General features: G+C 64.2%; 17 protein-coding genes, 1 tRNA gene and 1 pseudogene. 10 read left to right on the forward strand and 9 right to left on the reverse strand.

What is annotated here, in order from left to right; translation table 11 throughout:
• Nucleotides 1–59: 59 nt before the first annotated feature.
• From FFI89_RS29270 to FFI89_RS29285, 5 genes are all read right to left on the reverse strand, one after another.
• Nucleotides 60–530 (reverse strand): hypothetical protein, encoded by a 471-nt coding sequence (locus FFI89_RS29270; RefSeq protein ID WP_246669544.1) that lies wholly within the window; start codon nt 528–530, stop codon nt 60–62.
• Nucleotides 425–1,024: a hypothetical protein gene (locus FFI89_RS35095; protein ID WP_246669584.1), complete on the reverse strand. Its 600-nt coding sequence runs from the start codon at nt 1,022–1,024 to the stop codon at nt 425–427. The genes FFI89_RS29270 and FFI89_RS35095 overlap by 106 nt, the downstream gene beginning before the upstream one ends.
• Nucleotides 1,025–1,454: 430 nt before the next feature.
• Nucleotides 1,455–1,531 (reverse strand) — tRNA-His (locus tag FFI89_RS29275).
• 224 nt (nt 1,532–1,755) lie between these two features.
• On the reverse strand, nt 1,756–2,190 hold the full coding sequence (locus FFI89_RS29280) for a phasin (RefSeq protein ID WP_138830981.1): 435 nt from the start codon (nt 2,188–2,190) through the stop codon (nt 1,756–1,758).
• Nucleotides 2,191–2,465: 275 nt separating this feature from the next.
• Complete coding sequence (locus FFI89_RS29285; RefSeq protein WP_138830982.1) at nt 2,466–2,840, reverse strand: phasin; 375 nt, start codon at nt 2,838–2,840, stop codon at nt 2,466–2,468.
• 311 nt (nt 2,841–3,151) lie between these two features.
• Here FFI89_RS29285 and FFI89_RS29290 point away from each other — a divergent pair, with 311 nt between their 5' ends.
• Both FFI89_RS29290 and FFI89_RS29295 read left to right on the forward strand, forming a co-directional pair.
• Complete coding sequence (locus tag FFI89_RS29290) at nt 3,152–6,442, forward strand: histidine kinase dimerization/phospho-acceptor domain-containing protein (RefSeq protein ID WP_138830983.1); 3,291 nt, start codon at nt 3,152–3,154, stop codon at nt 6,440–6,442.
• Nucleotides 6,443–6,567: 125 nt separating this feature from the next.
• Nucleotides 6,568–7,395, forward strand: a complete 828-nt coding sequence (locus FFI89_RS29295; RefSeq protein WP_138830984.1) for a metallophosphoesterase — start codon at nt 6,568–6,570, stop codon at nt 7,393–7,395.
• On the opposite strand, the gene FFI89_RS29300 is transcribed toward FFI89_RS29295, so the two are convergent.
• On the reverse strand, nt 7,334–7,819 hold the full coding sequence (locus tag FFI89_RS29300; RefSeq protein WP_138830985.1) for a Crp/Fnr family transcriptional regulator: 486 nt from the start codon (nt 7,817–7,819) through the stop codon (nt 7,334–7,336). The two genes, FFI89_RS29295 and FFI89_RS29300, sit on opposite strands and share 62 nt — an antisense overlap.
• A 214-nt stretch (nt 7,820–8,033) precedes the next feature.
• The gene (locus FFI89_RS29305) at nt 8,034–8,828 is read right to left on the reverse strand and encodes an alpha/beta fold hydrolase (protein ID WP_138830986.1); all 795 of its coding nucleotides are present in this window, start codon (nt 8,826–8,828) and stop codon (nt 8,034–8,036) included.
• A 186-nt stretch (nt 8,829–9,014) separates the two neighbouring features.
• On the opposite strand from FFI89_RS29305, the gene FFI89_RS29310 reads away from it, so the two are divergent.
• The 6 genes and pseudogenes from FFI89_RS29310 to FFI89_RS29335 all read left to right on the forward strand — a co-directional run bounded on the left by FFI89_RS29310 (nt 9,015) and on the right by FFI89_RS29335 (nt 16,771).
• Nucleotides 9,015–9,665 (forward strand): GntR family transcriptional regulator, encoded by a 651-nt coding sequence (locus tag FFI89_RS29310; protein WP_168213095.1) that lies wholly within the window; start codon nt 9,015–9,017, stop codon nt 9,663–9,665.
• Nucleotides 9,662–11,191 (forward strand): aldehyde dehydrogenase, encoded by a 1,530-nt coding sequence (locus FFI89_RS29315; RefSeq protein WP_138830987.1) that lies wholly within the window; start codon nt 9,662–9,664, stop codon nt 11,189–11,191. The genes FFI89_RS29310 and FFI89_RS29315 overlap by 4 nt, the downstream gene beginning before the upstream one ends.
• A gap of 78 nt (nt 11,192–11,269) precedes the next feature.
• Nucleotides 11,270–12,623: pseudogene (locus FFI89_RS29320) on the forward strand (MFS transporter).
• Between the two features lie 112 nt (nt 12,624–12,735).
• On the forward strand, nt 12,736–14,058 hold the full coding sequence (locus FFI89_RS29325) for a cytochrome c (RefSeq protein ID WP_138830988.1): 1,323 nt from the start codon (nt 12,736–12,738) through the stop codon (nt 14,056–14,058).
• Entirely contained in the window at nt 14,055–14,549 is a 495-nt protein-coding gene (locus tag FFI89_RS29330; RefSeq protein ID WP_138830989.1) for a (2Fe-2S)-binding protein, read from the forward strand. The genes FFI89_RS29325 and FFI89_RS29330 overlap by 4 nt, the downstream gene beginning before the upstream one ends.
• Nucleotides 14,546–16,771, forward strand: a complete 2,226-nt coding sequence (locus FFI89_RS29335; protein ID WP_138830990.1) for a molybdopterin cofactor-binding domain-containing protein — start codon at nt 14,546–14,548, stop codon at nt 16,769–16,771. Before FFI89_RS29330 ends, FFI89_RS29335 begins: the two co-directional genes overlap by 4 nt.
• Before the next feature lie 103 nt (nt 16,772–16,874).
• Here the strand turns inward: FFI89_RS29335 and FFI89_RS29340 are convergent, their stop codons facing one another.
• Together FFI89_RS29340 and FFI89_RS29345 are read right to left on the reverse strand one after the other, a co-directional pair.
• Nucleotides 16,875–17,525, reverse strand: a complete 651-nt coding sequence (locus FFI89_RS29340; RefSeq protein ID WP_138830991.1) for a 3-oxoacid CoA-transferase subunit B — start codon at nt 17,523–17,525, stop codon at nt 16,875–16,877.
• Nucleotides 17,526–17,607: 82 nt separating this feature from the next.
• Nucleotides 17,608–18,315 (reverse strand): CoA transferase subunit A, encoded by a 708-nt coding sequence (locus tag FFI89_RS29345; protein ID WP_138830992.1) that lies wholly within the window; start codon nt 18,313–18,315, stop codon nt 17,608–17,610.
• A gap of 280 nt (nt 18,316–18,595) precedes the next feature.
• Between FFI89_RS29345 and FFI89_RS29350 the strand changes: the two genes are divergently transcribed.
• Together FFI89_RS29350 and FFI89_RS29360 are read left to right on the forward strand one after the other, a co-directional pair.
• On the forward strand, nt 18,596–20,530 hold the full coding sequence (locus FFI89_RS29350; RefSeq protein ID WP_138835821.1) for an AsmA family protein: 1,935 nt from the start codon (nt 18,596–18,598) through the stop codon (nt 20,528–20,530).
• 248 nt (nt 20,531–20,778) lie between these two features.
• Nucleotides 20,779–21,585, forward strand: a complete 807-nt coding sequence (locus FFI89_RS29360) for an RMD1 family protein (protein WP_138830993.1) — start codon at nt 20,779–20,781, stop codon at nt 21,583–21,585.
• Nucleotides 21,586–22,040 lie beyond the last annotated feature (455 nt).

Genomic DNA, 22,040 nt, shown 5'->3' on the forward strand with positions numbered 1-22,040 from the left:
AGTTCCTGTAGTTCTACTGTGATCGATGACGTTTGTTCACTAAACGTTCCATCAATGAATTAGCGACTACGTTTTTCAACGTGGGACACGGAGGCACAAAGGCTCTCCTGTAGGCTTGGCACTTGATGCTGGCGCATCGCCTCTCGGAGATCAGTCCTGTTAAGGGAAACTAATGCCGGGCCCCCTATTGCGCAGGGTACCGTTTTGCCAACGGCTTCGCCTGAGAAGGCCACTACATCACGGCTGAAGTCGTATCGTACGGGTGGATTGTTGAAGGTCAGGTCTAGACCCGGCAGCGACGACCTGAGAGCCCCCACCGTCTTGAGTGTAAGGTCTCGAGTGAAGCCGTTTACTTCGCTAAGTCCTTCAGAATGCAGCTGCCGCCATCGCGGGCCACGCGAATGCGCTTCATCCCACGCCTGTTTCAAATCGTGCGGGCGCGCATCCGCGAGCACCCGTGGGAGCGCGTCTGCTTGTTGAACGTCCTTGTCTCGCTTCGCCGCGCCTTCCCGGCGGCGTCTTGAGATAATGAGCTTGTGAACCGCATATCGTGCGGGCGAGGGCACGTGATCCCTTCAGCGCCCACCTCCGCAAACTCTCGCTGCATTTCGAGGAACACAGCCCTCCAGCGCTGCACAGTTTTTTCCGCAGGCTTCCTTGCTTTGACGAAAGCCTCAAACAATTCCCAGCAACTCACACCTGAGCCCCGTGTGGGACCATCGGTGAACGGCGGAAAACTGTCAGGAGTGTCATCACGGGAGTAGTCTCCGTTTGCGCGCCGCTCCAATACAGAAAGATTGTCGCCAACCGCATCTACAAATAGAGCGTAGGCTTCTGCGTTGAGTGCAAGACCCTCACTGGCAAGGAAAGTTGCCACACGGGCCAGCTCTGCGATTTGCGGCCTGACCGCTTCTCGAATTTGGGGCTCCTTCGTCCACTGCCAATGCAGATCGGCTTTGGAGTTCTCAAGGAACTCTTCGGGAGCCTCGGGGTAGAGAATGTTGTAAGCGAGATGATCACTCAACTCTCGCCAATGCTTCGGTGTTCTCGGGTCATCCCTCGTGCTTGGCAATGAACCAAGCGTACCAACGGCCTGCCAAAGCAATCGCGTTGATACGTGTGAGAGGCTGTCCTTTACCGTTGGCGGTTGCTCGCAAAGCGGCAATGCGCGTCTCAACTTCGGCCAACCATTCGGCATGGCGAGTTTTGGCTTCGTGTAACGATGTGCCCGCAGGGAGCTTGAACAGCTACTCCCAGCTTGGACCGTAGAGATGCGCGTAAGCCCCTCGCACATCTTTTGGAATGCTTTTGCGTGCGGCGTATTCGCCACTCTTTTTTGACCGGACTAACGCAGCCATCCTGAATGCTATTTGTAGCGCTCTTTTGTATTTAACGTGGGCAAATACATCAGGTCTATCAATACGCTACTGGAACCACAGGGGATTTTTGTGTGGTGGTACAGTTGGGTGGGCTCGAACCACCGACCTCCTGTTCCACAGACAGGCGCTCTAACCAACTGAGCTACAACTGCATCCTTTGCGAGGCCCCCTTCAGGGGGTCGCGAATTGGGCGGAAACTAGGTGCAACGCACCGCTTTGGCAAGGCCGCGGAGCCACCGATTATGGTCGTTTCGAAGGCTATCCGCGTTCACGTGCAGACTAGGGTAAACCGGCCAAAATCGTCCCAAGACAGCAAACAAGACAGCAAAAAGCCCGGGCCGATCGCCCGGGCTTTCCGTAATCCGAACCGGGACGATCAGGCGGCCGGCTTGTAGAGCTTGGAAGCCGAGGCCTTGATCGGCTCGACGGTCTCGGTGGCGACCTTCTGGCTGAGCTCGGTGAGCTCCTTGGCCTGGGCGGCGAGCGTCTCGAACTGCTTCTTGGCGTGCGAGGTCCACAGCTCCAGCGCGGCGGCCGGCGTCTTCACGCCGAACAGTTCCTGCGCGAAGTCGAGCGAGGACGAGGTGTTGGCCTTGAAGAACTCGACCAGCTTGGCCGAGTACTCGCTGGCGCCCTTGCTGGCGGAGGTGAATACCGCCTCGATGGTGCCGTTATGGGTCTCGGCGGCATCCTTGAACTTGGCGTAGCTGTCGCGGGCCTGCGAAACGCCCTTTTCGGCGAACGCGCGCATTTGCTCGGGGACTTCGAAGGGGATGATGGAAGCGGAGAACGGGTCGGTCGAACTGGTCACGGCATGCATCCTTCACAATGGGGTTTAAACGACTTGCTCCCTCGCGGGCGGTCGGCAAGCGGCCTGAAATACCGAAGGGGAGTACGTACACAAACTCACGGAAGCGCCCATCCACGGGCGTGCCTAACTAACACCCATATCATGTCAATTTTGTGCAACGCAACGCAGTTTCTGGTGCATTGCCGCATATGTGACCCGGGCAGGATGCAGGTTCCCGCCCGGCTATCCAACGGTTGTATGGCCGCTCCGGGCAGCGCAGGTCGGGTCAGCCCGGCTCAGGTTTTGGGCTTCGCCACTTCCATCGCGGCCTTGCTGACGATCTGGCCCATTTCGCTGGCCTGCTGCGTCAGCGACCGCATCTGGCCCTGCACATATTCGCTGTGCAGCCGCATCACCTCGGTCAAATCCTTGGCCTTCAGGAGCGACTGCGCATAGTCGAGCGAGGCCTGCACGTTCTGTTCGGCATAGGCGACCGCCTTGGCGCCGATGTCCTTGGCGCCGGCACGAACCGTGGCGCCGCGCTCCTCGATGGAGCCCGCGGTCGCCTGCGCGGAGGCCACGAATTTCTCGAACGTCTTGCGGGCCTGATCGAAGCTTGCTTCCGCCATCGATCGCATTTCCTTCGGGATCTCGAAACGATCATCGCTCATGGTCCACTCCTGTTGCGTTGCACATTCTGGATAATCCTGATTATCCGGATATCGCTGAACGGCCTCGTCGGTATGACGTAAGTCCAAAGGATCCCCATCGTGGACCTCTGGCGGCCGTTTGCAACAACCAACGGACCGGTCAAGAGTTCAGCCCGACGCGCGGCCGGCGAGGTTAAGGTTATCCCGGCTTTGGCTTCCCCTGGTACGGCCCGGCCGTGGACCTGCCGCTCCCCGCTTGCGATACTAACGATCCCCGGAGGCTGCCGTCGTTTTGACGGCCGATTCCAAGGCCGGACGGTCCAATAGTTGCGATGAACTTTGCGGAATTTCAGTTGCAGGCATCAGGCGATCCGCGATTGGCGGCCTACGCGGCCAGCCGTCTGCCCGCTTGGGTGTGGTCGTCCGACGGCACGCGAATCCTGTGGGCCAATCCGGCCGGCGCCAGCGTGTTCGGCGCGGCCGACGGCGCAGCGCTTGCGACGCGAATTTTCGGACCGGCCGACCGCTATCGCCGGCAGATCGCGCAGCTTGCGGGCCGCGTGCCGACGGGCGACGCCATCCGGCTGGAGCGGCTGCAGGGTTTTGGCGCCGCGCCCGGCATGCTCGCGACCTGCGGTTATCAGCGGATCGATTTTCACGACGGCAGCCACGGCATTCTGATCGCCGCCGGCGCACCGCCGGTCGTGCGCGAACGCACTGTCGCGGCGATGCCGCCCGAAACCAAACCGTCCGAGCCGCCAGCCGCTGCCCACGCGGAGCCGTTGCTCGCACCACAACCGGCAGCGGACGTCGAGCAACCGTCGCCGTCGCAGCCAGCCGAAACTCCCGCCGAGTTTGCGCTGTTCGACGCCTTTGCCGAACCATCAGCGGCACCGGTTGTCGAGCCGACACTTGCGAACGAACCGCCCGAGCCCGGTCTGGAAAGCGTGCTGCAACTCGATCTGCCGCATGTCGAAGCCGCGCCGCGCGAACCGCACGCCGAAACTGCATCGGAAGCAACGCCCGCGATCGAAGCCGATGCGCGTGAGCCATCGCCCTACATCAAAGCCGTTGCCGACGAACCGCTGGATGCCGAAGCGATCGCCGCGCCCGTCCCGGCGCCATCCCCGCTTGACGAATCGTTGCCTGCCCCGCAGCGGCTGCCGCTGCGCTTCACGTGGCAGGTGGATCAGGACGACCGCTTCACGCTCGGCACCGACGAATTCATCCGCCTGATCGGGCCGCATACTGCGGCCGGTTTCGGCCGGCCGTGGCGCGAGATCGCCGAGACGTTCGGCCTCGATCCCGACGGCCATGTGGCCGAGGCGCTCGCCACCCGCGCGACCTGGACCGGCATTACGCTGAACTGGCCGGTCGACGGCGGCGGCCGGTTGCCGGTGGAATTGTCGGGCCTGCCGGTGTTCGATGCCGCGCGGAATTTTTACGGCTACCGCGGCTTCGGCGTCTGCCGCGATATTGACGGCCTCACCCGGCTTGCGGCGGAGCGCGACCATCCGTCGTTCGAAGGCGCGGCGCCGCCGCCGCCCTGGTCGGCGGATTTCGTCCAGGCAGGCCCCGCCGCGGATGCGCCAGCGAACGACAGGCACGGCGAAGATTCGTCTGACCCGACCGGCGCAGCGTCAGCTTCATTTGCAGAATTGCCTGGCCCGATAGCATCAGAGACTTCACTCCAAACCGATTTGGAAACCCCCGTGGAACCTCCCAAGGACACGCAAACAGACACGCAAACGGACGCGCTCACGGAAACGCCTGTGGAGACGCCGAAGAACGTTTTGCCGTTCCGCCCGCCTGGCGACGCCAGGCCGCCGTCGTTGACGCCGGTTGAAAACAGCGCCTTCAACGAACTCGCTCGGCAATTGTCGGCGCGGCTCGACACCGAAACCGGCGCCGAGACGCCTGATGTCACCGGCTTCGACGAAACCGTGGTCGAGAAGCCCGCGCTGGTGACGATGTACGAAGGCCCGAGCGAAGCGCCGGCCACCGCGACGCCTGAATGGCTGGCGCCATCGGAGCCGCCCGCGCGCGGCGAAACCAGGCGCGACAAGCCGCTGCTCGATTTGCTGCCGGTCGGCATCCTGATCTACCGGCTCGACCGCCTGCTCTATGCCAATTCGGCCTTTCTGACGCAGATGGGTTATCCCAGCCTGCATGCGCTGGAGGATGCCGGCGGCCTCGACGCGCTCTATGTCGAGCCCGGCGTCTCGAACGCCTCCTCGACGTCGGACACCGGCACGCCGGTGACGATTTCCGCAAGCCAGCCTTCGGACGAACATGCACCGCCCGCGGCGGCCGACGCCCGCCTCTACACGATTTCCTGGGACGGCGACTCCGCGCTTGCTTTGATCTTCTCCGGCACGCGCCATGAAGGCGAGGCGGTCGCAGCGGCGATCGCCCACGCAAGCCCGGCTCAGCCAGGCGCGCTCGCTGAGGCGCTTGTTGTCGAGGCGCTTGTTGCCGAACCGCCGGTCGCCGAACAACCCTCGCCCGGCGGCCACGCCGACGCCGAGGAGCTCGGCGCCATCCTCGACACCACGGCCGAAGGCATCGTGATGTTCGACGCCGAGGGCAATATCAATTCGGCCAACCGCAGCGCCGAAGCGCTGTTCGGCCATGACGGCGACGCGCTCGCACGCTGCAATCTGGCCGACCTGTTTGCGCCGGCGAGCCGGCATGCCGTGTTCGACTATCTTGCCGGCATCAAATCGTCAGGCGTCGCCAGCCTGCTCGATCACGGCCGCGAAGTGCTGGGCCGCGAAAGCAAGGGCGGCATCATCCCGCTGTCGATGACGATGGGCCGCACCCGCCCCGACGGTCCGAATTTCTTCGCCGTGTTCCGCGACCTGTCGCAGGCAAGGCAAACCGAAAACGAATTGCGCGAGGCGCGGCGGCTGGCCGAGCGCGCCGGCACCGCCAAGGCCGACGTGCTGGCCCGGATCAGCCACGAGGTACGCACGCCGCTCAACGCCATCATCGGCTTTGCCGAAGTGATGATCGGCGAGCGGTTCGGCGCGCTCGGCAACGAGCGCTACGCGGAATACATGAAGGACATCCGCGCCTCCGGCGAACGCGTGATCGCGATCATCAACGACCTGCTCGATCTGTCGCGGATCGAAACCGGCAAGCTCGATCTCGCCTTCACCACCCAGAACCTCAACGAGCTGGTCGAGAGCTGCGTCGCGGTGATGCAGCCGCAGGCCAACCGCGAACGCATCATCATCCGCACCTCGCTGGCGCATACGCTGCCGCCCGTGCTGGCCGACGCACGCGCGCTGCGCCAGATCGCGCTGAACCTGATCGGCAATTCGATCCATCTCGCCAATGCCGGCGGCCAGGTCATCGTCTCGACTGCATTGTCCGATTTCGGCGAGGTGATGCTGCGGGTCCGCGATACCGGCCACGGCCTCAACGACAACGAAGTCGCGGCCGCCCTGGAGCCGTTCCGGACCCAGGCACCATCGGATCAGACCTCCGACAGCGGCGTCAGCCTGTCGCTGACCAAGGCGCTGGTCGAAGCCAACCGCGCCAAATTCCGGATCAGGACCGGCGGGCGCTCCGGCACGCTGATCGAAGTGGTGTTTCCGCACGCCGTCGCAAACGTCTGACCGCGCTGCGCTGCTGCGAGCATGTGTCGCGCGCGGCGCGGCACAATTTTTGCTCGAATCCACTTTGCTGAATGCATCCCTGGCCGGATCGCCCATTTTGCAGGCATTTTTGGATCTGATCGATTATGCGCGCTCTCGTTGTCGCCGACTTGCATTATTCATTGCCGCAATTCGACTGGCTGCTGGCGGCCGCGCCGGAATTCGACCTGGTCATCCTTGCCGGCGATGCGCTCGACATCGGCTCGCACGTCGATTTCCGCGCCCAGATCGTGGTCGTGAAGAAATATCTGTCGCTGTTGGCCGGCATCACCAAGGTCATTCTTTGCTCGGGCAATCACGACCTCGACGATCGCAGCCCGGAGGGCGAAAAAATCTCGCGCTGGGTCGGCGAAGTCCGCGAACTCGGCATCGCCTGCGACGGCGACAACGTTGTTATCGGCGACACGCTGTTCACGGTGTGCCCGTGGTGGGACGGGCCGTTGGTCAAGCAGCGCATCGAGGACCAGCTTCGCGACGCCAACGCGCAACGGCTGCCGCGCTGGGTCTGGGCGCATCACGCGCCGCCGGCGAATTCACCGACGAGCTGGGGCGGCAAGCGTTTCTTCGGCGATGTCGAACTGGTGCAATGGATCGAGCGCTATCAGCCGTCGATGGTGATCTCCGGCCATGTGCACCAGTCGCCCTTCATTCCCGACGGCTCCTGGTTCGATCGCCTCGGCGTCACCTGGGTATTCAACACCGGCCTGCAGGCAGGTTGGCCGCCGGTCTATATTGTGCTCGATCTCGATGCGGGTACGGCGTTCTGGGTCTCGGCCGGCGATGCGCAATGGATCGACCTCAAGATGCCGTTGCAGCGGCCGGCGCAGCCGATCCTGAATCCGCCGGCCTGGCTCACATCCTTGGGTCGGATTGCAAATCCGATCCTGGCGAGACCTGCGACGGCGGCAGGTTGATCATGCTCTGCAGGAGTTCGCCGACCATCGAAAGATGGCTGTCATGGCCGGCATATTGGTGCATGAGGTCGGCGAGATAGGTGGTCGCGACGTGAAGCCGTTGCGCCATCAGCCGCCCAATCAACAGCGCCACCTCCGGCTGGTCGCGCAGGAACGACGCGGCATCGTCGATTTCGACGATCACGGAATCGGAGGCCGTACGCACGGTGGCGGAATGCGGCTGATCGAGCAGCAGCGACATCTCGCCGAATACCGCGCCGGGCTCGGTGATCACGGCGACGACGCTGTCGCCCTTGACGACTTCCACCCTGCCCTCGACCAGCACGAACAAATGCCCGGTCTTGCCGCCCTCGTGGATCACGTGCGTGCCCGCCGGCATCGCCCGCCGGTTTCCCCCGCCGCAATAGTCCAGAATCGCACGCATCAAACGACCTCCGCCTTGGGCAGTCTAAAGCGTTTTCCCGCGAAGTGGAAACCGGTTCGCGTCAGGAAAACGCGTCAAATCAGGAATCTGGAGCCCGGTTCCGATTCCATCGGAACGCAACTGGCTCCAGGCACGGAGTATGCCAAGGTCGAACGGATTACGCGCGGCCCGCTGCTCAAATTCTCGGCATAAGGGCGCAATCCGGCGCGACGTCTCAGGCGGTTGCCGGGTTGGTCACCGGCAGGAAATCGCCGATCACGTCGAGGAACAGCCGCGGCGACTGGAGTTGCGGCACATGGGCGCAGCCCGGGACGATCTCGAAACGCGCCTGCGGCAGGCCGGCCGCCAGTTCGCGCGACATCGGCGGCGGCGTCGCCTCGTCATGCTGGCCGACCAGCACCAGCACCGGCGCTGTCACCTTGCCGAGTTCGGGCCGCAGATCGAGGTTCGCCAGCGCGTCGCAGGCGGCCCGAAACACGTCCGGGTCGGTGCGCAGAAACGCCTCGCGGCGATCGGTCATCAGATCGGGATGCGCGGCCTGAAATTCCGGCGCGAACAGACGCCGCATCGCGACCTCGGTAATCGCCGACAATCCCTTCGCCTTCGACGCCGCCGCCATGTTGCGAAAGGCCTCGCGCCCCGCTTCCGAGAACGCCGCGCCGCAATCGGCGAGCACGAACCTGGCAGCAATTCCGGGATGGCGGATGGCCATTTGCAGCGCGACGAAGCCGCCATAGCCGTTGCCGAGCACGATCGCCTCCCTGCCGCCGGCGGCATCCTTGACTGCTTCCGCCATGCGGTCAGCGACCCCAGCCAATCTACCATCGACTGCCAGCGAGCGGCCGAAGCCCGGCAGCTCGGGCACGATCACCTGAAACGAGGTCGACAGCTCCGGGACGATGGCGTCGAAACTGGCGCGGTCCGACAGCAGCGAGTGGAACAAAAACAGCGGCGGCCCCTCGCCGGACTGCGCTGCGTTGACGGTGCCGCCTGCCAATAGCCGATCCATCCGGGTCTCACTTTCAACTGCTGTCTCAATTCGCTTTGGCAAATCGCTTCGGCAAATCGCTTTGGAACGCCGTTTTGGCGCGCCAACGCGAGAATTGATAGATCAAAAACCGAACAATTCAAGCCTTTAGGCCTTGACGTGATATTTCACGGCTGCAAGATTGTCGATACCATAGAAGGAATTCTGATGCTTTTACGCGACAATGTCTACGAAAGCCTCCGGTCTGATATTCTAACCTGCCACTTCGCACCGGGCGATGATATGCGCGAGCAGGATCTCGCCGAGCGTTATGCCGTCAGCCGCCAGCCGGTACGGGAAGCGCTGTTGCGGCTGGAGCGCGAGCATCTCGTCACCGTGCAGCCGCGCCAGGGCTACCGGGTCAATCCGATCTCGCTTGCCGATGCGCGCGATCTGTTGCGATTCCGCCTGGCGCTGGAGCCGGCCTGCGTCGCGGAGGCGATCGAGAATGCCAGCGATGACGTCCTGAAGTCGCTGAACGAATTCCGTCGCTTCGCCGGCAACCACGAAGACTTCATCGCCTACAACCGCGCCTTTCATTCGGCGCTGGCCCACGCTTCGGGCAACCGCCGCATGGCGGCAGCCCTTTGCGACCTGATCGGACAGGCCGACCGGCTGGTGCGCGTCAGCGTCGCCAATCTGAAAGGCCACGATCCGGCGAAGCTTGTCGGCGAGCACGTCGCTCTGATCGAGGCGATGCAGCGGCGCGAGGCGCGCACCGCCGCCCGACTCATCAAGGCCCATATCGCCCAAACCGAAAAACGCGTGCTGCCGGCGCTGAAGCGAAACGCCGTCATCGTCGACGGGAGAGAAGCATGAACATCCCGTCCAAGCCCGCCACCATCGACGTGGAAATCCACGGCAATTTCGTCGACGGCCGCGAGGTCGAGGCCGGCGCCGGCGAGATGCTGGATGTACGCAATCCCGCCACCGGCGACGTCATTGCGCGAATTCCGAACTCGACCGCTGATGACATCGACCGCGCCATGAAAAGCGCGCGCGCCGCCTTCGAAGGCAAGGCCTGGGGCGGCCTGGACACGCGGTCGCGCGCGCGGCTGGTCAATCGCCTCGCCGACGCCTTTGAGGCCAATCTTGACACGCTGTACCGGCTGGAGACGCTGAACAACGGCCGCCCTGTCAACGAAACCCGCGCGCAGCTGTCGCGGCTGCCGGATTTCTTCCGCTATTTCGCAGGGCTCGCGCTGGCGCGCCGCGATTCCGTGATTCCGGTCGAAGGTGCGTATTTGAACTACACGCTGCGCACGCCGATCGGGATCGTCGCCAACTGCACGCCGTTCAATCATCCCCTGATGATCCTGTGCAAGTCGCTCGCCGCCGTGCTTGCGACCGGGTGTGTCACCGTGGTCAAGCCGTCGGAATATACGCCGCTGACGACGCTGAAGCTGGCGCAGATCTTCACCGAGGCAGGCCTTCCGCCCGGCGTCTTCAACATCGTGCTCGGCCTCGGCCAGAGCGCCGGCAAGATGCTGGCCGAACACGGCGACATCAACAAGCTGGTGTTGACCGGCGGCACCGAAGCCGGCCGTATCGCCGGCGGTGCGGCGGCAAAAGTGTTCGCGCACCAGACCATGGAGCTCGGCGGCAAGACGCCGGTGATGGTGTTCGACGATTTCGACGTCGACCGCGCGGTGAATTATGCCGCGTTCGGCGCCTTCATCGGCGCCGGCCAGACCTGCGTCTGCGCCTCGCGCCATATCGTACAGGCCTCGATCTACGACGAGTTCGTCGAGAAACTCAAGGCAAAGACTCAAAGCATCCGCATCGGCGATCCCTTCGATCCCAACACCCAGCTCGGCCCGGTAATTTCGGCGCGGCAGCGCGACCGCGTACTAACCTATTCGCGCTTCGGCCATGAAGACGGCGCGCGGCTGGTGACCGGCGGCGTAGCCGCAAAAGTGGCTGGGCATGACAACGGCTATTTCGTCGAACCGACGGTGTTTGCCGACGTGAAATCCGACATGCGTATCTTTCAGGAGGAAGTGTTCGGCCCCTTCACCTCGGTGACGCCGTTCAAGGACGAAGCCGACGCATTACGCCTGGCCAACGATTCTCCGTTTGGCCTCGCGGCCGCGATCCGCACCCGCGACGTCGGCCGCGCCCATCGCGTGGCATCGGCGGTCAAGGCCGGCATCGTCTGGATCAACGACCATCACCGCCTCGACCCGGCATCGCCCTGGGGCGGCGTCGACGACTCAGGCATCGGGCGCGAATGCGGCACCGAGAGTTTTGACGATCATTTCAACACCAAGAGCGTGATGGTCGCGACCCATGACCAGCCGTTCGACTGGTACCGCGACACGGCGACCCAACGACGTCTGAACTAGCCGGCAAAGCACACGGCGAACCGTCCAAAGAGACGGGAGGCCGCATCAACGAAACCAAAGGGTAAGGGGAGTGAGACCATGTCGACTTCGGTAAACGCGGGCAGCCGGCTGGATCGGCTGCCGATCGGCCCGTTCCATCGCCGCATCATGTTCCTGATCGGCATCGGAATGTTCTTCGACGGCTTCGATATCTATCTGGCCGGCACCGTGCTCGGCGTGACCTTGAAGTCCGGCTTCTCGACGCTGCCGCAGAACGCCATGTTCATTTCGGCGACCTTCGTCGGCATGATGCTGGGCTCGTTCGCGACCGGCTTTCTCGGCGACCGCCACGGCCGGCGCTTCACCTACCAGTTCAATCTCTTGGTATTCGGCCTCGCTTCGCTGGCGGCGGCCTTCGCACCCAGCATGGCGATCCTGATCGCCTGCCGCTTCGTGATGGGTTTCGGGCTCGGGGCCGAGAACGTGGTCGGCTATTCGACCATGACCGAATTCGTGCCGGCCAAGACGCGCGGCAAATGGCTCGGGCTGATGGCGGTCTGCGTCGTGACCGGCCTGCCGATCTCGCTGCTGGTGGCCTCGATCGTGGTGCCCGAATTCGGCTGGCGCGCGATGTTCGTGCTCGGCGGGATCGGCGCGCTAATTGTCTGGTACCTGCGCAAGTCGCTGCCGGAATCGCCGCGCTGGCTGGAAGCGGTCGGCCGCACCGCGGAGGCCGAGGCACTGATGCAGGCGATTGAAAAGGAAGCCGCGCAAGGCCGGCCGCTGCCGGCGCCCGGTCCCAGCTTCGAGCGAGCTCGGCACGCTGTTCACCGCGCCGCTGCTGTCGCGGATGATCGTGGGCTCGGTCTGCCTGATCACGATCAACACGTTGCTCTATGGTTTCGTCACCTGGCTGCCGGTGTTCTTCATCAAGCAGGGGCTGACCATCGCCACCTCGTTCAGCTATTCGCTGATCATGGCGCTGGGCGCGCCGATCGGCTCGGCGATCGGGGCGCTGACGGCGGACCGCTGGGGCCGCAAGCCGACTATCATTGGCGCCTCGCTGATCTCAGTCGTGCTCGGCATCATCTATCCGATGATCTCCGATCCGATGCTGCTGCCGGCGGTAGGCTTTGCGCTGACGGTGCCGATCTACGTGCTGGTGGCGCTGCTGTTCGGCGTCTACATCCCCGAACTGTTCCCCACCGAAGTCCGCCTGCGCGCTTCGGGAATCGTCAACACCCTCGGCCGCGGCGCCACTATCGTGACGCCGTTCCTGGTGGTGATGCTGTTCGAGGCCCGCGGCGTCGCCGGCGTGATGGCGCTGATGATCGGGCTGCTGGTGGTGCAGATCGTTACGGTCTGGGCGCTCGGCATCGAGCCGCGGCATCGCAGCCTCGAGGAACTCAAGCGCGACGACACCGCGCCGGGCGTGCTGAAGGAAGCTTCGTGATCCCGTTTTCGCCGGGAACACGCAGCTTGATTTCGACTTAGTGAAGCAACCAGCTTGGCGCCCGTGCTACAACGCGGGCGTCAAGGCGGCTCAAGAATAGGTGCAAAATCCAATGGCATCGCCGCGGATCCTCGGGAGCATCGCCGCAGCGGCCGTGATCGCCGGCGCGATCGCGGCGGTCGCGATCGTCTGGCGGCCGGCGATTGCGGCGATCGATCCGCCGGCACCATCATCGTTCGACAGCGCACTGGTCAAACGCGGCCGCGATCTGGCGGCGATCGGCAATTGCAACGACTGCCACACCGTGCGCGGCGGCAAGGACTTTGCCGGTGGCCTGCCGGTGCCGACGCCGTTCGGCACCATCTATTCCTCCAACATCACGCCGGACGCCGAGACCGGCATCGGCCGCTGGTCGGAGGCCGCGTTCCGCCGCGCCATGCAGTCTGGCGTCAACCGCGACGGCCAGCATCTCTATCCGACCTTTCCCTATGACCATTTCACCCGTGTTTCCGACGACGACGACCGCGCGCTCTATGCGTACCTGATGACGCGGCGACCGGTTCGCGCGCCGGCCCGCGAGAACCAGTTGGCGTTTCCGTTCAACCAGCGTGTCGCGGTTGCGGGCTGGAAATTGCTGTTCCTGCGCCGCGGCACTTATCAACCTGACAGCACGCAAAGCGCGGAATGGAATCGCGGTGCTTATCTGGTCGAGGGACTGGCGCATTGCGGCGCCTGTCATACGCCGCGCAACGCGCTAGGCGCGGAAAAGACGCAAGCGTCGTTCGCCGGCGGCGACGTCGACAACTGGCACGCCTACGCGATCAACAGCCAGTCATCCGCGCCGGTGCCGTGGGATGCGGAAGCGCTGTTTAGATATCTGCGCCAGGGCTGGCATCCCGATCACGGCGTCGCGCGCGGGCCGATGGCCGAGGTCGTCAGCAATCTGTCCGAAGTGCCCGAAAGCGACGTCCGCGCCATCGCGACCTACATGGCCGGCGTGTTCGGCGCGCCGACGGAAGCGCGCAAGCGCCGCGGCGATGAAGTGCTGGCGCAGGCCAATTCCCGCCCGGCGCAACCGGCCAACGACGGCACCACATCAGGCGCGCAGATCTATGCCGCGGCCTGCGCGACCTGCCATGCCACCGACCGGGCGCCGCCGTTCGGCGGAATCAATCTGGCGCTCTCGACCGCGCTTACGAGCCCCGACGCGCGCAACGCCGCCAACATCGTGCTGTCGGGAATTCGCCCTACCGCAGGTGAGCGCAGCCCGATCATGCCCGGCTTTGCGGAAAGCATGAGCGACGCCCAGATCGCGGCATTGCTCGATTATCTGCGTACGCGCTTCGGCAACGCGCCGCCGTGGACCAACACCGCCGACATCGTCCGCGATATCAGACGAACCCAGACCGTATTGCTGCAGCGAGATCAGCCATGATGACATTGAAGGTCAATGGTCAGGACCATCAGATCGACGCCGATCCGGAAACCCCGCTGCTCTATGTGCTGCGCGAGGATTTGAAGCTCAACGCCGCCAAGTTCGGCTGCGGGCTCGGCCAATGCGGCGCCTGCACCGTCATCGTCGACGGCAAGGCGGTGTTGTCCTGCGTGACGCCGCTGCTGCTGCTGGAAGGCAAGAAGGTCACCACCCTGGAAGGCCTCGGCACATCAGAGACGCCGGCGCCGATCCAGCGCGCCTTCATCGAGGAACAGGCGGCGCAGTGCGGCTACTGCATCGCCGGCATGGTGATGCGGGCGCAGGCACTGCTGCAACGCAATTCGAAGCCGACCGACGCCGAGATCAGGGCCGAGCTGCAGCTCAATCTCTGCCGCTGCGGCACCCATATGCGGATCCTGCGCGCCGTGCACCGCGCCAGCCATCTGATGCAGACCGCCGACGCCTCGCCCGTGCAGAGGAGCACGCCATGAACGGCCCTATCAGGCTCAATCGCCGCAGCGTGCTCGCCGGCGGCGGCGCGTTGATCGTCAGCTTCTCGCTGGGTGAAGCATTCGCCGACGACCAAGGCGCGCCGCCCGCGCCGAAGCCGCCCGGCAGTCTCGCCGAGACGCCCTATCTCGATGCCTGGATTCGCATCGATGCCGACGGCACCATCACCGCCTTTACCGGCAAGGCCGAACTCGGCCAGGGTTTCAAAACCGCGTTCCAGCAGATCGCCGCGGAAGAGCTCGGCGTTCCCTTCAAGGCGGTGAACGTCGTCACCGCCGATACGCGCCGCACCGCCAACGAAGGCTACACGTCCGGCAGCAACTCGACAAAATACAGCGGCACCGCGATCCAGAACGCGGCGGCGCAGGTGCGCGAACTCCTGATCGCGGAAGCGGCGCGGCGGCTCGAACTGCCGCCCGAGACGCTGAAGACCGAAGGCGCCACGGTGATTACGCCGGACGGGCGGAAACTCGGTTACGGCGAACTGGTCGCCGGCGACATGCTGCATGTGCAGGCGCAGGCCAAATCGAAGCTGAAGGACCCGGCGACGTATTCGATCATGGGACAGCCGGTGCCGCGCGTCGACATTCCCGCCAAAGTCACCGGCGGTGCGGCCTATGTCCAGGACATGCGGCTGCCCGGCATGGTGCATGCCCGCGTGGTGCGGCCGCCGAGCTACGGCGCGGAATTGATCGCGCTGGATTCCGCTAGTGTCGAAACGCTGCCCGGCGTCGTCAAAGTCGTGCGCGACGGCAACTTCCTCGCGGTCGTGGCCGCCGGGGAATACCAGGCGGTCAAGGCGATGCGCGCGCTCGCAAGCGTGGCGAAGTGGCGCGAGACTGCACGACTGCCGAAGGTGGATGACCTGCCAAACGTGATTACCGGCCTGCCGTCGCAGGACACGACCATCTACACGCAGGCCAATCCGTCGGCGACGGGAACCAAGACCATCGAGGCGAGCTACACGCGGCCCTATCAGGCCCACGGCTCGATCGGGCCATCCTGCGCGGTGGCGCAATCGATCGACGACGCCGTGACGGTGTGGACGCATACGCAAGGCGTCTATCCCGATCGCGCCGGCATCGCGGAGATGTTGCGGGTGCCGCCGGCCAGCGTCCGGCTGATCCATGTCGAGGGCTCCGGCTGTTACGGCCATAACGGCGCCGACGATGCCGCGGCCGATGCCGCCTTGATCGCGCGCGCACTGCCGGGCGTGCCGGTTCGGGTGCAGTGGATGCGCGAGCAGGAACACGCCTGGGAGCCGTTCGGGCCGGCGATGGTGACCAAGCTGAAAGCCTCGCTCGACGGCAACGGCGCCATCGTCGACTGGAACTTCGAGGTCTGGAGCAACACCCATTCGATGCGGCCGGGCGGCGCCGGCGCGATGCTGGCGGCCCAGCACATGGCGCAGCCGTTCGCGGTGCCGGCCCCGAAACCACTGCCGCTGCCGGAAGGTGGCGGCGACCGGAACGCGATCCCGTTCTACAAATTTCCCAACGCGAAAGTGGTGCATCATTTCATCCCGGCGATGCCGCTGCGGATTTCGGCGATGCGCGCGCTCGGCGCCTATCACAACGTGTTCTCGATCGAGAGCTTTATGGACGAGCTCGCGATCGCTGTAGGCGCCGACCCGGTCGAGTTCCGGCTGAAACATCTCGACGATCCCAGAGGTCGCGACGTGATCGAGAAGGCGGCAGAAGAATTCGGCTGGCAGAAGGGCCAGAAGGCGCCGCCGGACCGCGGCTACGGCTTTGCCTTTGCCCGCTACAAGAATCTCGCCGCCTATTGCGCCATCGCCACCGAGGTCGAGATTAACAGGCAGAGCGGCCGGCCGCGGCTGGTGCGCGCGGTGGCGGCGGTGGACAGCGGGCAAGTCGTCAATCCGGACGGGCTGACCAACCAGATCGAAGGCGCGATCCTGCAATCGATGAGCTGGACGCTGTACGAGAGCGTTACTTTCGACGATACGCGCATCACCAGCATCGACTGGCAGACCTATCCGATCCTGCGCTTCGACGCCGTGCCCGAAAAGGTCGACGTGCACATCATCAACCGCTCCGGCCAGCCGTTCCTCGGCAGCGGCGAAACCGGTCAGGGCCCGGCCGCAGCCTCAATCGCCAACGCGATTGCCGACGCCACCGGCAAGCGGCTGCGCGATCTGCCGCTGACGCGAAAGCGGATCAAGGACGCGATTGACGCGTGAGATTTTTGTAGCCCGGATGAGCGCAGCGATATCCGGGACTCACGCAAGATCGGTCCCGGATATCGCTGCGCTCATCCGGGCTACCAAGGCTATGAGGCCTCGCTTACGCGTTCTTCAGCGCCACCCGAAACTCGGCTTCGGTCTTGGCCTTCACTTCGTCGAGCGTGACGCCGTCGGCGAGCTCGATCAGCGCCATGCCGTCCTTGCCGTGCTTGTCGATAGTGAAGACCGCGAGATCCGTCACCACCATGTCGACGACCTTCTCGCCGGTCAGCGGCAGGTTGCACGTCTTCAGGAGCTTGGCGCCGTCCTTGGCGGAATGCTCCATCACCACGACGACGCGCTTGACGCCGGCGACCAGATCCATCGCGCCGCCCATACCCTTGACCATCTTGCCGGGGATCATCCAGTTGGCGAGGTCGCCGTTCTGCGCCACCTGCATCGCGCCGAGGATCGACAGGTCGATATGGCCGCCACGCACCATGGCGAAGGAGTCGGCCGAGGAGAAATAGCTGGTGTCGGGCAGTTCGCTGACGGTCTGCTTGCCGGCGTTGATCAGGTCGGCGTCGACTTCGTCCTCGTACGGGAACGGTCCCATGCCGAGCATGCCGTTCTCGCTCTGCAGCGAGACGTCGATGCCCTCGGGGATGTAGTTCGAGACCAGCGTCGGGATGCCGATGCCGAGATTGACGTAATAACCGTCGCGCAATTCCTTGGCGGCACGAGCGGCCATCTGTTCACGGGTCCAGGCCATGAGGCTCTCCTGCTTCTATCGTTTGCGCATGATCTTGTCGGAAAACCGGTACCCACTTTTCCGGATCATGCGCTGAGTTGTCTTAAGCCGCGGGGCGCGGGCGGGTGTTGCGGAACTCGATGCGCTTCTTGCCGGCGCCGACGTCGACGATGCGCTGGACGAAAATGCCGGGCGTATGGATGTGGTCCGGATCGATCTCTCCGGCCGGCACCAGATGCTCGACCTCGGCGACCGTCACCTTGGCCGCCGTCGCCATCATCGGGTTGAAGTTGCGCGCGGTCTTGCGATAGACGAGGTTGCCGGCGGTGTCGCCCTTCCAGGCATGCACGATCGCGAGGTCGGCGAACAGGCCACGCTCCATGATGTATTTCTCGCCGTCGAATTCCTTCACTTCCTTGCCTTCGGCGATCAGCGTGCCGACGCCGGTCTTGGTGTAGAAGGCCGGGATGCCGGCGCCGCCGGCGCGGATGCGCTCGGCCAGCGTGCCCTGCGGATTGAATTCGAGTTCCAGTTCGCCGGCGAGGTATTGCTGCGCGAACAGCTTGTTCTCGCCGACATAGGACGAGATCATCTTCTTGATCTGCCGCGTCTCCAGCAGCCGGCTGAGGCCGATGCCGTCGACGCCGGCATTGTTGGAGATCACCGTCAGGTTCTTGACGCCGGAATCGCGAATCGCGTCCGACAGGGTCTCGGCGATGCCGCACAGACCGAAACCGCCCGACATGATCATCATGCCGTCCTTGAGAACGCCATCGAGTGCCGATTTGGCGTCGGGGTAAACCTTTTTCATGGGAAAAATGACCTGATGGAGGGGACGGCCTGGGGCCGGCATTGTCGGGGATTATTAGGCGAATTCTTCGCGGCGCGTCAATGACGGGGGATTTTGCCCGTCAGGCCTTGCCCCGGCCCGCGGGATGGCCTTGAAGATGGCCTTGAAAGCGTCAAGAAAAGCCTTCAAGTTGTGTGGGTTGGCATCGGCACTCACACATGCGCCGCCTGCCGCAATCAACCTAGACCTCAATACCGCAAGCCCCACTTCGGTTTAGCCAGACCCGGATATGTCATTGACGATGGCCCAAGGAATGAAGCGCCTCGCGATGCCGATTGCGGCGTTGCTCGGCGTGGCCCTGATCGGCCTGATCGGGACGTCGTGGTTCCTCAACCGGGACGCGTTGCGCGAGGCGGTCGAGGCGCAGATCCGCGCCGTCACCGGGCTCGACCTCGTCATCAACGGCTCGATCGACGTCTCGGTATTTCCCGGCAGTTATGTCTCCTTCCATGACGTCGGGCTGAAGGGCGGCGGCACCACCGACCCGGCGCTGCGGGTCGACGTGCTGACCGCGAATTTGCGGTTGCTGCCGCTGTTGCTGAGGCGCTTCGAAATCGCCGACGTCATGATGTTGCGGCCGCTGATCCACGTCATCAGGGACGGCAATGGCGAGAGCAACTGGACGCCGTTCGTCGAGACCATCGCGCGCGCCATGAAGCCCGGCGCCGAGAACCAGGTGTCGTTCTCGGAAATCCGGATCCAGGACGGCGTGCTCAACTATGAGGACGCCACCAACCACGTCTCGGAAGTGCTCGGCGATATCGACCTGTCGCTGGCCTGGCCGTCGATCTCGCGCTCCTTTGCCGCGACCGGACAATTCGACTGGCGCGGCGAACGCGTCGACGGCTCGATCAGCGCCGGCGACTTCGTCGCGATGCTGTCGGGCGACCGCTCCGGCCTGAAGGCGCGGCTGGCCTCGGCGCCACTGAAACTCGCCTTCGACGGCACCGTCGCCAATCGCACCAGCCTGATGATGGAAGGCACCGTCACCATCGACAGCCTGTCGTTGCGCAATGCGCTGCGCTGGATGGGACAGTCGGTGCCCGGCGGCGGCGGGTTCGGCCGTTTTGCGCTGAAGGCCCGCGCCAATGTCGTCGGCGCCGCGGTCGCCCTGACCAACGTCAACGTCGAACTCGACGGCAACGTCGCCGAAGGCGTCATGACGGTGGCCAATAACGGCCGCCAGACGCTGCAGGCGACGCTCGCCGCCGGCGCGCTCGATTTCACGCCGTATATCTCGACCTTCCGCCTGCTCGCCAGCGGCGCCCGCGACTGGAACCGGCAGCTCTTCGACCTCAACGCGCTGTCCTCTACCGACCTCGACATGCGCCTGTCGGCAGCCAAGGTCACGGTCGGCCCGACCAGGCTCGGCCGCACCGCGTTCGGCGCCAATCTGCGTGGCGGAGCGCTGGCGCTCTCGGTCGGCGAGGCGCAGGTCTATGGCGGCATCGCCAAGGGCTCGTTCGGGATTGCGCGCTCGGACGCGGTCGCCGACGTCAAGGCCCAGTTCCAGTTCACCGATGTCGACCTGCAGGCCTGCGCCAGCGAATTGTTCGGGATCAACAAACTGTCCGGACGCGGCAATCTCAGCGTTTCGCTGGTGGCATCGGGCGCGAGCCCGTTCGGCCTCGCCTCCTCGATCGACGGCAGCGCGACGCTGACCGGCCATGACGGCGCGATCGCAGGCTTCAACGTCGAGCAACTGCTGAAGCGGCTGGAGCGCCGGCCGCTGTCCGGCAGCGGCAATTTCCGCTCCGGCTCGACGCCCTATGACAATCTCACCGTTTCGGTGAAGTTCAACGATGGCGTCGCCACCGCCGAAGACGTCCGCGTCGAAGGCCCGGCAGCGCGCCTGACCCTGACTGGCACGGCTTCGGTGCCGACGCGCGAATACGACCTCAAGGGCGTCGCCAGCCTGACCTCGGCGCCGAATGCCCCGCCCGGCTTCGATCTGCCGTTCGTGGTGCAGGGCCCCTGGGACGATCCATTGGTGTTTCCCGATCCCGAAAGCCTGATCCGCCGTTCGCCGGGGGCTGCGCAATTGCTCGACTCGATCAAGGACGCCAAGGCCCGCGACGCCGTGAAATCGGTGATCGAACGGATTACGGGTGGCGGGGCACGGCCGGCCGCGCCGGCGGATAGACCGGCTGCCGCGGAGGGCGGGAAGTCGAATTAGCGGGCTATAGCGTTTTCGAGCGAAGTGGGCACCGGTTCGCGTAAAGAAAACGCGTCAAAACAAAAGAGTAGAGCCCGGTTCTGATTCAATCAGAACCGATAAGGCGCGAGAGCCGCGTTCGGTATCTGAAAGGTTTTCCAGCCTCGGAGACCCGCAGGCTGCCGGGTGTCGCCTTTCGGCACGGCCGTTGGTGCGATACCATCGTGGTTCAGCGCTCGCTCGCCACCGGCAGCACGACGGCTCCCTGAATGGAAAAGTCCCCGCAACCAGCACGGCGCATTGCGGTCCACGCCCTTCACCTCGGCGACCGGATCAACACGTCGAGCTATGACGGCGACATCCTCTCGGCGGTGCCGCTGGCCGTTCGAAGTGGGGCGAACGGCGTTGCGGTGCTGTTTCGCTACGGCGTCGCCGTCCTGATCGGCTTCACGCCGGAAGAAGAGTCCGCATTTCTCGGGAAGATATCGACCCGCGTCGTAGGCAGGCTCAGCGTTGCCGAGGAAGAGAGTACTTTCGTCGAGATCGCCGGCGGCGCCGATGACCAGATCTCCGCGGGCGGCCCGGTCACGCTTGGAGACATGTCGTTACCGCGACTGCTCCTCGTCGCCGACGCGTTGGCCAAGAGCGTGGCACTTGCCAGTGACGAGCGTGACGTCACCAGGGTATTCGGCGTGATCGAACCCTTTGCCGCGGAACTGGCCGCGCATGGCCGCACCCGTCGCAACCGGACCGAGATATTGAAGCTGGTGGGTAACGCCTTGCTGGTTCAGCACAGGGTGTCCGGCCGCGTCGCCGTGGCGGAAAAGCCCGACGCGCTGTGGGACCGGCCCGACCTGGAACGGCTCTATGCCCGGCTTGAAGACGAGTATGAATTGAAGGAGCGGGTCGAAACCCTCGACCGGAAACTGGCCGTGATCGCCGATACCGCGGAGACCCTGGCTGATATCATCGACACAAGGCGTTCGCTGCGTCTCGAGATCATCGTCGTGCTGCTGATCGCGATCGAAATCGCGACCAGCCTCTATCAGGTATTCATCGCGCGCGGGACGCATTGAAGCGCTTAGCGCGATGGGTGGAGCTCTTTGCGAAACCCATCGCTATCGCCGGAGTAGTTGATGGATATCGCCCTAGCGAAAGAAGTTGCGCCGCAGCCTGTCGGCAAGCCAGATCGCGTAGATGGCCACGAACGAGAGGACGAATATTTCGCCGGTAAGTATGAAAGCCTGCTGGGCAACTGTCATGTGTCCCTCCGCTGCTTGCTCGTTCGCTCGCCCGATTGATACCGAGCGCTGCGGCCTTTGAGCCGCGCATTCATGATAGCCGCAATCGGCGGCGTTGGGTTGCGATCGATCAATGTTCTGGTTTGCGCACCGCGACTGATTTCCTGATTTTGCCCGCCCCGCTCCCGGTATTCGGGGACGCCAACTGGCCGATACGAAAATGGTTGAACCATTTGCTTGTCCCCCTACAGAAGTTGGCCATTCCCCATCTGGATCGCGCCGCTTGGTTG

The sequence above is a fragment of the Bradyrhizobium sp. KBS0727 genome (genome assembly GCF_005937885.2).
In the GTDB taxonomy this organism is placed as follows: domain Bacteria; phylum Pseudomonadota; class Alphaproteobacteria; order Rhizobiales; family Xanthobacteraceae; genus Bradyrhizobium.

Excerpts from the sequence above, each read along its gene's own strand:
- FFI89_RS29285 (WP_138830982.1), bottom strand. The coding sequence starts at position 2,840 with ATGAGCGATGATCGTTTCGAGATCCCGAAGGAAATGCGATCGATGGCG.
- FFI89_RS29290 (WP_138830983.1), top strand. The coding sequence starts at position 3,152 with ATGAACTTTGCGGAATTTCAGTTGCAGGCATCAGGCGATCCGCGATTG.
- FFI89_RS29295 (WP_138830984.1), top strand. The coding sequence starts at position 6,568 with ATGCGCGCTCTCGTTGTCGCCGACTTGCATTATTCATTGCCGCAATTC.
- FFI89_RS29300 (WP_138830985.1), bottom strand. The coding sequence starts at position 7,819 with ATGCGTGCGATTCTGGACTATTGCGGCGGGGGAAACCGGCGGGCGATG.
- FFI89_RS29305 (WP_138830986.1), bottom strand. The coding sequence starts at position 8,828 with ATGGATCGGCTATTGGCAGGCGGCACCGTCAACGCAGCGCAGTCCGGC.
- FFI89_RS29310 (WP_168213095.1), top strand. The coding sequence starts at position 9,015 with ATGCTTTTACGCGACAATGTCTACGAAAGCCTCCGGTCTGATATTCTA.
- FFI89_RS29315 (WP_138830987.1), top strand. The coding sequence starts at position 9,662 with ATGAACATCCCGTCCAAGCCCGCCACCATCGACGTGGAAATCCACGGC.
- FFI89_RS29325 (WP_138830988.1), top strand. The coding sequence starts at position 12,736 with ATGGCATCGCCGCGGATCCTCGGGAGCATCGCCGCAGCGGCCGTGATC.
- FFI89_RS29330 (WP_138830989.1), top strand. The coding sequence starts at position 14,055 with ATGATGACATTGAAGGTCAATGGTCAGGACCATCAGATCGACGCCGAT.
- FFI89_RS29335 (WP_138830990.1), top strand. The coding sequence starts at position 14,546 with ATGAACGGCCCTATCAGGCTCAATCGCCGCAGCGTGCTCGCCGGCGGC.
- FFI89_RS29340 (WP_138830991.1), bottom strand. The coding sequence starts at position 17,525 with ATGGCCTGGACCCGTGAACAGATGGCCGCTCGTGCCGCCAAGGAATTG.
- FFI89_RS29345 (WP_138830992.1), bottom strand. The coding sequence starts at position 18,315 with ATGAAAAAGGTTTACCCCGACGCCAAATCGGCACTCGATGGCGTTCTC.
- FFI89_RS29350 (WP_138835821.1), top strand. The coding sequence starts at position 18,596 with ATGGCCCAAGGAATGAAGCGCCTCGCGATGCCGATTGCGGCGTTGCTC.
- FFI89_RS29360 (WP_138830993.1), top strand. The coding sequence starts at position 20,779 with ATGGAAAAGTCCCCGCAACCAGCACGGCGCATTGCGGTCCACGCCCTT.